This is a genomic window from Streptomyces sp. NPDC026575 (genome assembly GCF_055567415.1).
In genome coordinates this window covers 13467-27009 of record NZ_JBVHQM010000052.1, presented here as the reverse complement: position 1 = coordinate 27009, position 13543 = coordinate 13467, and the positions used below count along the sequence as shown (strand labels likewise).

The following is a 13543-nucleotide window of genomic DNA, read 5'->3' as shown; positions in this document are numbered from 1 at the left end:
AGGGTGTGCCGGTGGATTGGGAGGGTGTGTTCGCGGGGCAAGGTGCCCGGCGGGTGGCCTTGCCGACGTATGCCTTCCAGCATCAGCGGTACTGGTTGGAGGTGTCGGCGGGGGAGGCGGATGTGGCGGCGGCCGGGTTGGATGAGGCCGGTCATCCTCTGTTGGGTGCGGTGATCGCCTCGCCCGATGACGACGGTGTCGTGCTGACCGGACGGCTCTCGCTCGGTACGCATCCCTGGCTCGGCGACCACCAGGTGGGTCAGGCCACGCTACTGCCCACTTCCGTGTTCGTGGAGCTCGCCGTCCGGGCGGGTGACCAGGTCGGATGCGACCGGATCGAGGAACTGACCGTGAGCACGCCGCTGGTCCTGCCCGAGCGTGACGCCGTGCAGCTCCAGGTCGTCGTCGCCGCGTCCGAAGGCGACGGGGGTGGCCGAAGGGTCACGATGTACTCCCGGGCCGTCCAGGACGGGCAGGCCGGCGAGCAGTGGGTCCAGCACGCCGAGGGCACACTGACCACCGGACCGAGCAAGGCCGTTCCCGATCTGACTGGCCCCGATCTGACCGTTCCCGACCTGACTGGCCCCGATTCGATCGGCCCCGACCTGACTGCGTGGCCGCCCGTGGGGGCCGATGCGATCGACATCGTTGACGCGTACGGCCGGCTGTCGGTGCGCGAGCATGCGTACGGCCCTGCGTTCCGGAACCTGCGGGCCGCATGGCGGCTTGGGGAGGAGATCTACGCCGAAGTGGCCCTGGACGACGAGAGCGCTGCCCAGGGCGACCTCTTCGGGCTGCACCCCGCATTGCTGGATGCCGCGCTCCACGCACCGATCGCCGCCGCTGACACCGGCCCGGCGGCGGACCCGGCCGAGGGAACCGAGGCGGTCCAGCCGGTCTCCTGGCACGGCGTCCGTCTGCATGCCACCGGCGCCCGGCTCCTTCGGGTACGGGTGTCGCCGGTCGGCGAGGACAGGGGCACCGTAGCGGCTCACGACGGAACCGGTCGTCCGGTGATGACGGTCGAGTCGCTGGCTTGGCGTCGGGTTCCCGCCGGCCTAGCCCAGGCGGCCGCGGGGGCCGGCCGGGCATCCCTGCTGCGGGTGGAGTGGCAGCCGCTGCCGTCCGCCGGGCTGCCGGGCGCCGTACCGTACGACGGACAGTTGCCACAGTGGCCGGGGGCCGCGCACCCCGCGTCACCGTCGGCCCCCTCGGCCGAAGGCGGTGGGGTCGGCGAACCGGTCCCGGACATGCTGCTCCTGTCCTGCGCGACCGTGGCGGGCAGTGTCCTGGACGACACGCATGCGGTGACCGATCGCGTGCGGGAAGCTATCCGCTGCTGGCTCGCCGACGAGAGGTTCACCCACTCGAAACTGGTGGTCACCACCGACCGGCTGACCGACGGCGGCGACGTCCGGCACGCGTTGGTACGTGGCCTCGTCCGGGCGGCCGAAGCCGAGCACCCGGGTCGCTTCGTGCTGGTGGACCTGGACGGTACGGACGAGTCCCGCCGGATGTTGGCGGTCGCGGCCGCCACCGGCGAAGGAGAGCTGGCGATTCACCGGGGTGAGATTCGCATTCCCCGCCTCACCCGAGTACCGGACCCGACACCTGCGTCGGGTTCCATACCCGCGTCGGGTTCCGCACCCGCGTCGGGTTCCGCACTCGCATCGGATTCCACGGTGCTGATCACCGGTGGCACCGGCTCGCTGGGCGCGGCGTTGGCCCGCCACCTCGTCACCTCGGGCGGGGTACGTCACCTGGTGCTGACCGCTGACGGGGAGCCGGGTACGCCGGACTCGTCCGCGCTGGTTGCGGAACTCGAAGGACTCGGTGCCGAGGTGACGGTCGCCCGTTGGAACGCTTCCGACCGGGGCTCACTGACACAGCTCCTGGCCGCACTGCCCGGGGGTCGGCCGCTGACAGGCGTGGTGCACACGACGGGCGTTCCGGGGGCCGGGCCGGCCGATGCGGTGGGTCCGGATGCGATGAGCGTCGCCCTGCGCCGGTGCGTCGATGAGGCATGGCACCTGCACGAGCTCACCAAGGACATGGACCTGTCGGCCTTCGTACTGCTCTCCACTGCGGACGGTCTGCTGCCGACCGCTGGGCAGGCCACGCACGCGGCGAGCAGTGCCTACCTGGACGCCCTGGCCGAACACCGCCGGGCCCAGGGGCTGCCGGCCACCTCGTTGGCGTACGGTCCGTGGGCCGCGCGCCCGGAGCCGGGCCCGAACGGGCGGCTCCGGCCGCACCGTCAGGAGCTCCTGGCTCTGGCGGAGCACGAGGGGCTGGCTCTCTTCGACGCGGCACTGCGCCGAGGCGACGTGTCCGTCGTGCCCGTCCGGCTGGGCATGGACGCATTGCGCTCCCCGGCAGTGGGCACGGCGCCCCCGGCGCTGATCCGCGGCCTGGTGCCCGCTGCTGTGCGCCGGGCGGCCTCCGCTGGCAGCCCCCAGGACGCGGCGAGGTTCGCCCAGAGGTTGGCTGGGCTGCCCGCCGCCGAGCGGGAGCGCACACTGGTGGACCTCGTCCGTACTCACGTGGCGGCGGTGCTGGGCCATGGGGCACCGGAGAACGTCGAGCCGGAACGCCCCTTCCAGGAGTTGGGGTTCGACTCGCTCTCCGCGGTCGAACTCCGCAACCGACTGACCGCGGCCACCGGACTGCCGCTTCCGGCCACCCTCGTCTTCGACTTCCCGACCGCGCGGGCGGCGGCCGAGCACATCGACCGACTGGCCGCTCCCGCCGGGAGCGATGACGTCCGGCCCGTGTTGGTGGAGCTCGACCGGCTGGAGGCGCTGCTGGCCTCCGTGCCGCCGGCGCACGACGGGAGCCCCAGGATCTCCGCACGGCTGGACGTGCTGCTGCGCAAGTGGCAGGAGGCACAGCGGGGGGCGGCGGGCGATGAGGAACTGTCCTACGAAACGGCGACCGACGACGAGCTCTTCGACGCCCTGGACAGCGAACTCGGTATCGGCTGAACCGTGCGACCCGACATCGGTTCCGGTAGCGGCGTGATAAGGGGACGTAGGGGTTTCCGGGGTTATGGGGACACCCTAGTCTCACACCAAGCGTGGCCGGTCAACCCGGCAGCGCGCTTTCTCCCGCTGCGAGTTCCAGCGATCGCGGCCTTCTGTTCTGTCGTCCGATTTCGCCGAAACAGCGGTGACCCGGAAATTCCTGAGGAGAGGACCGCCATGAAGGCCCTGGTACTGGCCGGAGGGGCGGGCACCCGCCTACGCCCGTTCAGCCACTCCATGCCCAAGCAGCTATTCCCCGTCGCCAACAAACCCGTGTTGGAGCACGTGCTGGAAAACATCGGCCGGCTGGGAGTGACTGAGGTCGGCATCATCGTCGGCGACTGGGAGGAACACATCCGGGAAGCCGTCGGCGACGGCGCCCGGCTGGGTCTCCACATCGTCTACATACGCCAGGACAAGCCGTTGGGGCTGGCCCATTGCGTAAAGCTCGCGCGGGAGTTCCTCGACTCCAGTGATTTCGTCATGTACCTGGGTGACAATGTCCTACCGGATGGCGTCGGCGCCATCGCCGAAGCGTTCCGCGCCGACCGTCCGCACGCCCAACTGGTCACGCACAAGGTGACCGATCCGCGCGCCTTCGGTGTGGTGGAGCTCCATGCCGACGGCTCGGTCGCCCGGCTCGTGGAGAAACCCAGTGAGCCGCGCAGCAATCTGGCGCTGATAGGTGTCTATTTCTTCACGCCGGCCATCCACGCGGCCGTCGACGCCATCCGGCCCAGCGCCCGCGGCGAATTGGAAATCACCGATGCCATCCAGTGGCTGGTCGCCTCCGGCGCGGATGTGAGGGCGAGCGAGTACAGCGGCTACTGGCAGGACACCGGCAAGATCGACGACGTGCTGGCGTGCAACCGCCGGCTCCTCGGTGACATTAAGCACCATGTCGCCGGCGACGTGGACGAGGCGAGTGTGCTGGTGGGCCCGGTGATCGTCGAGGCCGGTGCCCGGCTGGTCAGGTCAAGGATCGAGGGCCCGGTGATCATCGGGGCGGGTGCCACGGTCGAAGACAGCTACGTCGGCGCGTACACGTCGATCGGGCGGGACTGCGTGCTGCGCCGTACCAGCATCGGCGAATCCATCACCCTGGGCGGAGCCACCGTGTGCGACGTACCGGGCCTGCACGGCTCGATGATCGGCCGCTGCGCCACCGTGGGTTCCGAGGAGGGGCGCTCGCACCACCGGCTGATCGTTGGCGACGACGCCCGGGTGGAGGTGGCTGCCTGATGCCTGCGTCGAACCACGTCGTGCCTGCGTCGAACCACGTCCAGCCGCAACGCGGTCAGCAGCCCGGAGCCGGACAGGGTGCGGCCGCATCGGCAGCACGCAGGACAATCATCTCCGCCCCGCTCGCGCGACCCTTCCGTCGCCACCGGCAGGGCCGTGCGGAAGAAGGTCGGGTCGCATGAGGGTCCTCGTCACCGGCGGTGCCGGCTTCATCGGCTCGCATTACGTGAGAACCATGCTGGACGGCGGCTACGAGGGCTTCGAGGACGCCCGGATCACCGTCTATGACGCCCTCACCTACGCCGGGAACCGCAACAGCCTGCCCATGGCCCACCCGCGTCTGGACTTCGTCCGCGGAGACGTCTGCGACCTGCCGGCCCTGCTCGAACTCCTGCCGGGACACGACGCGGTCGTGCACTTCGCCGCGGAATCCCACGTGGACCGCTCAATCGAGGCACCCGCCGAATTCGTCCGCACCAACGTCGCCGGCACCCAGAGCCTCCTGGAGGCCTGCCTGCGCGTCAGAGTCCCGCGCGTCCTGCACGTCTCTACCGACGAAGTGTACGGATCGATCCAGCAGGGGTCCTGGACGGAGGAGTGGCCCCTCGCGCCCAACTCCCCGTACTCCGCGTCCAAGGCCGGGGCCGACATGATCGCCCGCGCGTACTGGAAGACCCTCGGCCTAGATGTCTCGGTCACCCGGTGCTGCAACAACTACGGCCCCTACCAGAACCCGGAGAAGCTCATCCCGCTGTTCGTCAGCAACCTCCTGGAGGGGAAGCGCGTCCCGCTCTTCGGCGACGGAAGCAACGTACGGGAATGGCTGCACGTCGACGACCACTGCCGGGCGATCCAACTCGTCCTCACCAAGGGGCGCGCCGGTGAGGTCTACAACATCGGCGGCGGCAACGAGCGCACGAACCGGTGGCTGACCGAGCGGCTGCTGGAGCTGTGCGGTGCCCCGCTGTCCATGGTGGAGATGGTGCCGGACCGGCCGGGTCACGACCTGCGGTACGCCCTGGACTCCACGAAGATCCGCGAACAGCTGGGCTACTCCCCGCGCATCGACTTCGACAGTGGTCTGGCGGAGACGGTCGCCTGGTACCGGGACAATCCCGGCTGGTGGAAGCCGCTCAGGGGCGGTTCGGACCAGCAGGCCTGACAGAGAGGCAGGGGAACAGGGACATGTTGCCGCAGCCCACTGGAACGTCATCGTCGATCGCACCGGTGCGGTCTCCTGCCGGAGTACTGCGGCCGCGGGCCGATGGGACACCGGCGGCCCGCCTGGCCCGGTCGGCGGCAGCCGCCGAGGGCGTCCTGCTGTCCACCAGGGACTTCGACACCTGGTACGCGCAGCGTCGCACGGCGCACCGTTTCCACGTCGAACGCGTCCCCTTCAATGAGCTCGACGGCTGGTCCTTCGACGAGCGCACCGGCGATCTGGTGCACCGCAGTGGCCGCTTCTTCAGCGTCGAGGGGCTGCGCGTCACCGTCGACGAAGGGCGGCGCGGCGACTGGTACCAGCCGATCATCAAGCAGCCCGAGGTCGGTATCCTCGGCATCCTCGTCAAGGAGTTCGGTGGGGTCCTCCACTGCCTGATGCAGGCGAAGATGGAACCGGGCAACAATAACCTGCTGCAACTCTCGCCCACGGTCCAGGCGACCCGGAGCAACTACACCGGGGTGCACCGCGGAGCGAAGGTGAAGTACCTGGAGCATTTCGTCGCGCCGGGGCGCGGCCGGGTCATCGCCGATGTGTTGCAGTCGGAGCACGGCGCGTGGTTCCACCACAAGAGCAACCGCAACATGATCGTCGAGGCGCTCGACGAGGTGCCGCTCGAACCGGACTTCTGTTGGCTGACGTTGGGTCAGATAGGTGCCCTGCTGCACCGGGACAACCTGATCAACATGGACTCGCGGACGGTCCTCTCGTGCCTGCCGGTGACGGGCCCCGCGCACGCCGCCGGGCCGCTCCTCGCCGGTGCCCCCGACGACGTGCCCGCCTCGTTCCCCGCCGCGTCCGCTGACGCACCGTTCACCGCCGCCCTGGCGCGTGCCCGGCGTGCCGACGCGGGCGCACTGCACTCCGACACGGACCTGTTGTCCTGGTTCACCGCGGAACGGTCACGGCACGACCTGGCAGTACGCCGACTGCCCCTTCGGGACCTCCCCGGGTGGCACAGGGGCGCCGCCTCGTTGGAACCCGCCGACGGCCTGGGCTTCCGTGTCGTCGCCGTGTCCGTGCAGGCCGGCAACCGCGAGGTGACCAGCTGGACCCAGCCGCTGATCGAACCGTACGGTCAGGGGATCATGGCCTTCCTCGTCCGGCCGATCGACGGCGTGCTCCACGTCCTGGTGCACGCCCGCGTGGAAGGCGGCTTCCTGGACACCGTCGAACTCGCGCCAACCGTGCAGTACGTCCCCGGCGAACTGGTCGCCCGTGAGGAGCCGGGCGGGCGGCCACCGTTCCTCGACGCCGTGCTCACCGCCGAACCGGACCGCATCCGTTACGAGGCGGTCCACTCGGAGGAGGGCGGCCGGTTCCTCGGCGCGCAGAGCCGATACCTGCTGGTCGAGGCCGGGGACGAGGTTCCGCTCCAGGCGCCGCCCGGGTACCTCTGGGTGACACCGGGACAGCTCTCCTGGCTGGTGCGGCACGGCCACTACCTGGACGTGCAGGCCCGCACGCTGCTGGCCTGCCTCCATGCGCTGCCTGTGGCGTCCTGATGCGGCCGGTGCGCGTCGGGGTGCTGGGCTGCGCGGACATCGCCCGGCGCCGGATGCTTCCCGCGATGGCCGCGTCGCCGGCGACCGAGGTGTACGCGGTCGCCGGCCGTGACCGCGCCAGGGCGGAGCGACTGGCCGGCGATTTCGGGTGCCTGCCGGTCCACGGCTACCGCGCCCTGCTGGACATCGACGAGGTGGAGGCGGTGTACGTACCGCTGCCCGCCGCGCTGCACGCCGAGTGGGTCGAGGCGGCACTGCGCGCGGGCAAGCACGTACTCGCCGAGAAGCCGCTCACCACCGACCCGGAGCGTACGCGCTCCCTGTTCGCGCTCGCCCGTGACCGCGCGCTGGTGCTGCGGGAGAACGTCATGTTCCTCCATCACGCGCAGCACGCGCGGGTGCGCGAACTAGTGACGAGCGGGGCGATCGGGCGCGTCCTGTCCTTCCACGCGACATTCACCGTTCCGGCCCGGCCGGAGGGCGACATCCGCTATCAGCGTGCGCTCGGCGGCGGCGCCCTCTTCGACGTCGGTGTGTACCCGGTACGGGCCGCGCTGCACCTGCTCGGCGCGGAACTGGAGGTCGCCGGGGCCGTGCTCGGCTCCGGCCCGGGGCAGCAGGTCGACACCTCCGGCGGTGCCCTGCTGCGCACCCCTGGAGGTGTCAGCGCCCACCTGTCGTTCGGTATGGAGCACGCCTATCGGTCCGCCTACGAGCTGCACGGCAGCACGGGGCGGATCACGGTCGACCGGGCGTTCACCTCGCCCGCCGACCACGTTCCGGTGGTTCGGCTCCACAACGGTCAGGGCCCGGTCCAGGAGATCCGGCTCCCCGCCGACGACCAGGTGCGCAACACCGTCACCGCGTTCGCCGCAGCCGTGCGTGCCGGACAGGACGCGCGGGGACTAGATCCCGCGCACCGGGAGGACTGTCTGCGGCAAGCGGTCCTGCTGGACACCATCCGCCGCACCGCCGAGCCCCGGGGGGCGGGAACGTAAGCCCAGGTCAGACGCTTCGGGAGAGGTACGACTCGATCTCGTCGGCCGCGCGCCCGGCGCCGCCCGCCGCCCGCACCCGCTCGCGCATCGTTTCGGCGTTACGACGGAACGACTCGTCGTCGATCAGCCGCTGTACGGAAGCGCGGACGCTGTCCACATTCAGATCCTCAGGTTCGACCGACACCCCGAGTCCGAGGTGCGCGATCTGGTGGGAGGTGACCCGCTCCAAGGCGGACAGCGGCACGATCACCATGGGGCAGCCCAGGCTCAGCGCGTCGCCCACGCTGCTCATCCCGCCCAGGGTGACGAAGCCGCTGGCGTGCTGGAGCACGTCGAGGTGGGAGACCCACGGGTGCGCCTCGACGTTGGCCGGCAGCGGCCCGAGGTCGGCGGGGTCGACGCCGTTGGCGAGCGTGAGTACCAGGTGGATCCCGGAGTTCGCGAACGCCTCGATGCAGGTCTTGAAGAAGTCGGCGTGGTCGCTGAAGAGCGTCCCGAGGGAGACCAGCACGATGGGCTGGTCCCCGGTCGGCGGTTGCCACGACTGCAGGTGGCTGCGGTCGCCCAGGCACGGGCCGACGAAGGCGAAGCGCTCGTCGAACGTCTCCTGGCGGGGCTGGAGTTCACGAGGCACGTAGACCAGGCTGAAATCCTGCACGATCGTCATGAAGTCGGTGAACGGGACGTCCAGAGCGTGCTCCGCGATCAGTTCCTCGTTCTTGCGCAACCACTCCGCCATGTCCGGGTGGCTGATCCAGTTGTCCATCCCCGCGTCGGACTCTTCGTCGTAGCCGTCCTCCTGGAAGGCCTGGGCGTAGGAGAAGGTGTCGTTCTGCGCGAACACCGGGTACAGCTGTATGCCCGGCAGCCCCCATTTGCGCTGCAGGACCCGCCCGGACTGCCCCGTGGCGTAGTCATAGGCGACGAGGTCAGGGCGGTCGTCGGACAGCGCCTCCTCCACCGCGCGGACCATGGCGGCGCTCTCGTCGACGCCGAGATTCATCATCGCGGCACCGTGGTTGTCGTTGGCGGTGGCGAACTTGTCGATGATCGCCTCGTATTCCGAGGCGTAGGGCAACAAGGTCGCACCGGAGGCCGTGACGAGGCCCTCCATGCTCTGTGCTGTCACGAAAGTGACCCGGTGTCCGCGCTTGACCAGTTCCGCACTGATGGCGAGGTGGGGGAAGAGGTGACCGCGGTCCGGCAAGCTGGTGAAGAGAATGTGGGCCGACACTACTGCTCCTGTTCGACGCATGGTCGGTGGGCCGAGAGGACCCACCGTCGAACTGAGCCTAGGGGCGGCAGGAACGCGGAAGTACCCTTAAGGCCCCCACTATTCCCCGGTCACCAGTGGTGTGCTCGCAGCCGGTGCGTCAATCCGCGATCATGTGCTCGATGCCGTCCAGAATGCGTTCGAGCCCGAAGACGAACTCGTCGTCGGGGCCGCTCTCCTCGTCGTAACCGCCGGCCGAAAGGGCGGAGTGCACAGCGGGGAACTGCTCGGGACTGGCCAGCTTTCCCAGCAGGTCGCCGTAGAACGACATCGCCTCTTGAGAGGTGGAGCCGGACCCGACGAACGCGGCCGTGAATTCCGAGAAGAGGAGGGCTTCGCTGCGCACGAACCCGTTGATCAGCATCATCACCGACAGTTTCTCGGCCTCCGACAGCCCGGTGGCGGCCAGGCTCGTCAGCCCGCGCTCCAGCCAGAGCACCTGGTTCGGCGTCGCTGGCGGGCCGGTGATGGGGATGCGCAGCACCCACGGATGCTCGCGGAGCAGCTCGTGCAGGTCCCAGGCCCAGCGGGAGATGCCCTCACGCCAGCCGGAGTCGGGGTCGATCGGGGCCGGGGGCGTCTTGTAGACGGCGTCGGCCATGAGGATGAGCAGCTCCTCCTTGGCCTCCACGTAGCGGTACAAGGACATGGGGGAGACGCCGAGCTCTCCGGCCACCTTGTTCATCGAGACGGCCGAGAGGTCGTCGGTCGCCGCGACCTTCACGGCGGCGTTCACGATCAGCTCCAGGTTCAGCTCGCGCTGCCGTCGCTTGACGCGCTGGTCACGAACACCCCAGGCGGCTTCGATGATTTTCGCCAGCCCGGTGCCAGATGTCTCGCTCATCTCTTCCACTTCTCCGGTTGACCGGCCTGCGGCGACACGCACCCGAATGCGCTCAGTGTACGTCATACGCTTTCGTCCGCCCGGGTGGCGACGCCCCGACCCGGCTGAGCGAGGGGCGGGTCGGGGGTGCCGGGCGGCGGCTCAGACGACGGTGAGCGAGGGGAGGGGGAACACCATCTTCCCGCCGGCAGCCAGGAACTCGGCCTCCCGCTCGACGAAACCGTCCCGGTAGATCCACGGCAGTACCAGCAGCTGATCGGGCCGGCGGGCCTTCGCCTCGCTCTCGGAGACGATGGGGATGCCGGTGCCGGGGGTGAAGCAGCCCGACTTCTCCGGGCTGACCTCTCCGATGCAGGGCAGGTCGTCCTCGCCGATGCCGCAGTACTGGAGGATCACATTGCCCTTGGTCGAGGCGCCATAGCCCAGGGTCAGCCGGCCTTCCTTACGGGAGACGTAGAGGAAGTCGCGCAGTGCGCCGCGGTGCTCCTCCGCACGCCTGGCGAAGGACTCGAAGGGTGCCATGGTGTCGAGTCCGAGTGCGGTCTCCGCGGCGCGCAGGCGGGTCAGCGCGGCCTCGTCGACCGGGCGGACGGAGCCCTGCCTGGCGAGGGTGACGCAGAGGCTGCCGCCGTAGACCTCGGTGATCTCCGCCTTGATGATCTTCAGGTCGGCGCGCTCGGCCATCCACTCGATCTGGCGGAGTGCGTAGTACTCCAGGTGTTCGTGGCAGACGACGTCATAGGCGGTCGCCTCCAGCATCGCCGGGAGGTAGCTCATCTCCAGCATCCAGACACCGTCGTCGTCCAGGATGCTCCGCACGTCCCGCATGAACCCCAGCGGATTCGGGAGGTCGTAGAACATCGCGATGGATGTGACGATCTTGGCCCGGCGGGTTCCGTACCGCTCGGCGAAGGCCTCGCGGGAGAAGAAGTCCGGGATGAGGTCGATGTGTTCGGGGTAGTGCGGGCGCCACTTCTCCCCGGTCGGGTCCACGCCGACCAGGGTCGGGCCGTCGGCCGGGTAACCGCGCAGCAGAGTGGAGTCGTTGCTGCCGATGTCGACCACCAGGTCGCCGGGGCCGAGGTCCACCATCCCGGTGAGCTGGGCGACCTTGCCGTGCAGGTGATTGATCATGTACGGGCGGATGCCGGAGCGGTACCCGTAGCGGTCGCCGTACATGAGCGAGAGGTCGGCGGTGTGCCGGAGCTGGACCAGTCCGCATCCGTCCGGTGAGCATCTGACCAGTTCGAGCGGGACCGCCGGTACGACCTCCTCGCGGCTACGGGGAAAGATTCCGGTGAGGGCCTGCTCGCCCAGGTTCAGCACCTGGAGCAGCGTGCGATTGCCGCAGGCGCGGCACTCCGTGATGGTCATGGATTCTCCAGCTCGGTCCGCGGCTGAGCGCTGCCCGCCGTCCCCGTGCGGGCTCGGCGGGCCACTTCTGCCCGCAGTGTTGTCGGTCCCTGCGTGCCCTGGCACCCCCTACCGCCCCCAGAGAATGATCGGCATACGCGTAAGCCGTACGCGTGAAGCGTATGCGTATGCTATAAACTTGCCGTGGCGCTGACCGGCAGCGGTGGTGCGGAGGGAGAGCGATGTGAACGCGACCGACCTGGCAATCCACGCCAGTGGAGTGAGTAAGAGTTACGGCAAGGTGCGGGCCCTGAACGGTCTCGACCTGGCGGTCCCCAAGGGCGTCGTCTACGGCCTCCTCGGCCCGAACGGGTCGGGGAAGACCACGGCGGTCAAATGCCTGACCACGTTGGCCCGTTACGACGAGGGGACGGCCCAGGTGGCCGGCTTCGACGTCGCAAGGAAGCCGGAGCAGGTCCGCAGCCGCATCGGTCTGACCGGCCAGTACGCGGCCGTGGACGAGCTGCTCACCGGCCGGGAGAACCTGGTCATGTTCGGCAAGCTGGTGGGCTTCCACAGCCGTCACGCTACCGCGTTCGCCGGCGAACTGCTGGAGCGGTTCGATCTGGTCGATGCCGCCGACCGGCCCGTCCGCCAGTACTCGGGCGGCATGCGACGCCGCATCGACCTCGCACTGAGCATGCTGCACGCCCCCGAGGTCCTGGTGCTGGACGAACCCACCACGGGCCTTGACCCGCAGAGCCGCAACCAGGTGTGGAACGCGGTGCGCGAATTGGTCAGCGCGGGCACGACCGTACTGCTGACCACCCAGTACCTGGAAGAGGCCGACCAGCTCGCGGCGAGGATCGCCGTGCTGGATGCGGGCCGGGTCATCGCCGAGGGCACGGCCGACGCCCTCAAGGCACAGACCGGCGGTGACCAGATCACCGTCGTGGTGCGCGACGCGGGCGAACTGGCCACCGCTACCGAGATCGTGGGCCGGGTGACCGCCTCCGACCCGCAGGTCGCCCAGCACGAGCGGCGGATCAGCGCCCCCGTCACGGACCGCATCGCCGTGCTGACCGACGTACTGCACGCGCTGGAGCGTGCGGGCGTCCGCGTGGAGGACATCGGCATCCGGCGCCCCACGCTGGACGAGGTGTTCCTCAGCCTGACGGCACGCCGTCCCGCGCAACAGGAGACGGAGGTCTTCTCCTCATGACTGCCACCATCCCGCAGGCCCTCGCCCCGGACAGCTCCGTTTACGTACGCCGCAGCCGGTGGCGCAAGGCGCTGTCCGACACCGCGGTCCTCACCCGGCGCAACCTCACCCACGCGATGCGCGAGCCCGCAGAGCTGATGATCGCCCTGATGGTGCCCATCATGCTGCTGCTGCTGTTCGGGTACGCCTTCGACGGGGCGATGCGCGTGCCGGGCAACGGCAACTACCGCGAGTTCCTCATCGCAGGCATCTTCGTGATGGTCATGACGTACGGGACCGCCAGTGCCGCGCAGGGCATCGCCAGGGACACCGAAGAGGCGGTGTTCGGACGGTTCCGCTCGATGCCGATGACCCCGTCCGCCCTGCTCGCCAGCCGGGCCTGCTCCGAGATGGCCCGGGCGGTCGTGGAGACCGCCGTCATCGCGGTGATCGGCCTGCTGACCGGGTGGACCTGGCATCACAGCGCCGGTGAGACCGTGCTGGCCTTCGGTGTGCTGCTCCTCCTCAGGCTGGCGCTGATCTGGGTCGGGATGGTGATGGGACTGTCGGTTCCCGGCAAGCACGTCACCGCGATCGTGTATCCCCTCGCACTGCCGCTGACGTTCATCTCCAGCATCTTCGTCTCGCCGACCATGATGTCGGGTTGGCTCGGCACGATTGCCGAGTGGAACCCGCTCTCGTCGGTCGTGAACGCCTCGCGGGAGCTCTTCGGCAACCCCAGCGTGGGCGGCGACTCGTGGATCGCGCAGCACGCCACGCTGATGGCGGTCGTCTGGCCGCTGGCCCTGCTGGTGGTGCTGGTACCGGTCTCCGGTCGTCTGCTGCGACGGACCACGGTCTGACCGCACGGACGGCCCATCC

10 protein-coding genes are annotated in these 13543 nt (G+C 69.5%); 7 read left to right on the top strand and 3 right to left on the bottom strand.

The window, feature by feature from the left end; genetic code table 11:
• Window positions 1–53: 53 nt before the first annotated feature.
• The 5 genes from ACZ4NB_RS38005 (at window position 54) to ACZ4NB_RS37985 (ending at window position 7990) form a co-directional block, all read left to right on the top strand.
• Complete coding sequence (locus tag ACZ4NB_RS38005) at window positions 54–2984, top strand: type I polyketide synthase (RefSeq protein WP_467667623.1); 2931 nt, start codon at window positions 54–56, stop codon at window positions 2982–2984.
• Between the two features lie 216 nt (window positions 2985–3200).
• The gene (locus ACZ4NB_RS38000; RefSeq protein ID WP_467667622.1) at window positions 3201–4265 is read left to right on the top strand and encodes a glucose-1-phosphate thymidylyltransferase; all 1065 of its coding nucleotides are present in this window, start codon (window positions 3201–3203) and stop codon (window positions 4263–4265) included.
• Between the two features lie 178 nt (window positions 4266–4443).
• A complete protein-coding gene (gene rfbB, locus ACZ4NB_RS37995; RefSeq protein ID WP_467667621.1) occupies window positions 4444–5427 on the top strand; it encodes a dTDP-glucose 4,6-dehydratase in 984 nt (327 codons plus the stop codon).
• A 23-nt stretch (window positions 5428–5450) separates the two neighbouring features.
• Entirely contained in the window at window positions 5451–6992 is a 1542-nt protein-coding gene (locus ACZ4NB_RS37990; protein ID WP_467667620.1) for an NDP-hexose 2,3-dehydratase family protein, read from the top strand.
• The gene (locus tag ACZ4NB_RS37985; protein ID WP_467667619.1) at window positions 6992–7990 is read left to right on the top strand and encodes a Gfo/Idh/MocA family protein; all 999 of its coding nucleotides are present in this window, start codon (window positions 6992–6994) and stop codon (window positions 7988–7990) included. Before ACZ4NB_RS37990 ends, ACZ4NB_RS37985 begins: the two co-directional genes overlap by 1 nt.
• Window positions 7991–7997: 7 nt before the next feature.
• Here the strand turns inward: ACZ4NB_RS37985 and ACZ4NB_RS37980 are convergent, their stop codons facing one another.
• The 3 genes from ACZ4NB_RS37980 to ACZ4NB_RS37970 all read right to left on the bottom strand — a co-directional run bounded on the left by ACZ4NB_RS37980 (window position 7998) and on the right by ACZ4NB_RS37970 (window position 11481).
• Entirely contained in the window at window positions 7998–9224 is a 1227-nt protein-coding gene (locus tag ACZ4NB_RS37980; protein WP_467667618.1) for a macrolide family glycosyltransferase, read from the bottom strand.
• Between the two features lie 139 nt (window positions 9225–9363).
• Window positions 9364–10107, bottom strand: coding sequence for a TetR/AcrR family transcriptional regulator (locus tag ACZ4NB_RS37975; protein ID WP_467667617.1), 744 nt, complete (start codon window positions 10105–10107; stop codon window positions 9364–9366).
• A gap of 141 nt (window positions 10108–10248) precedes the next feature.
• A complete protein-coding gene (locus ACZ4NB_RS37970; RefSeq protein ID WP_467667616.1) occupies window positions 10249–11481 on the bottom strand; it encodes a class I SAM-dependent methyltransferase in 1233 nt (410 codons plus the stop codon).
• A 223-nt stretch (window positions 11482–11704) separates the two neighbouring features.
• Here ACZ4NB_RS37970 and ACZ4NB_RS37965 point away from each other — a divergent pair, with 223 nt between their 5' ends.
• The gene (locus ACZ4NB_RS37965; protein WP_467667615.1) at window positions 11705–12682 is read left to right on the top strand and encodes an ATP-binding cassette domain-containing protein; all 978 of its coding nucleotides are present in this window, start codon (window positions 11705–11707) and stop codon (window positions 12680–12682) included.
• A complete protein-coding gene (locus tag ACZ4NB_RS37960; RefSeq protein ID WP_467667614.1) occupies window positions 12679–13524 on the top strand; it encodes an ABC transporter permease in 846 nt (281 codons plus the stop codon). Before ACZ4NB_RS37965 ends, ACZ4NB_RS37960 begins: the two co-directional genes overlap by 4 nt.
• Window positions 13525–13543 lie beyond the last annotated feature (19 nt).

What these genes read in the sequence shown, in the direction of transcription:
- ACZ4NB_RS38000 (WP_467667622.1), top strand. Translation starts at nt 3,201, where the DNA reads ATGAAGGCCCTGGTACTGGCCGGAGGGGCGGGCACCCGCCTACGCCCG.
- rfbB (WP_467667621.1), top strand. Translation starts at nt 4,444, where the DNA reads ATGAGGGTCCTCGTCACCGGCGGTGCCGGCTTCATCGGCTCGCATTAC.
- ACZ4NB_RS37990 (WP_467667620.1), top strand. Translation starts at nt 5,451, where the DNA reads ATGTTGCCGCAGCCCACTGGAACGTCATCGTCGATCGCACCGGTGCGG.
- ACZ4NB_RS37985 (WP_467667619.1), top strand. Translation starts at nt 6,992, where the DNA reads ATGCGGCCGGTGCGCGTCGGGGTGCTGGGCTGCGCGGACATCGCCCGG.
- ACZ4NB_RS37975 (WP_467667617.1), bottom strand. Translation starts at nt 10,107, where the DNA reads ATGAGCGAGACATCTGGCACCGGGCTGGCGAAAATCATCGAAGCCGCC.
- ACZ4NB_RS37970 (WP_467667616.1), bottom strand. Translation starts at nt 11,481, where the DNA reads ATGACCATCACGGAGTGCCGCGCCTGCGGCAATCGCACGCTGCTCCAG.
- ACZ4NB_RS37960 (WP_467667614.1), top strand. Translation starts at nt 12,679, where the DNA reads ATGACTGCCACCATCCCGCAGGCCCTCGCCCCGGACAGCTCCGTTTAC.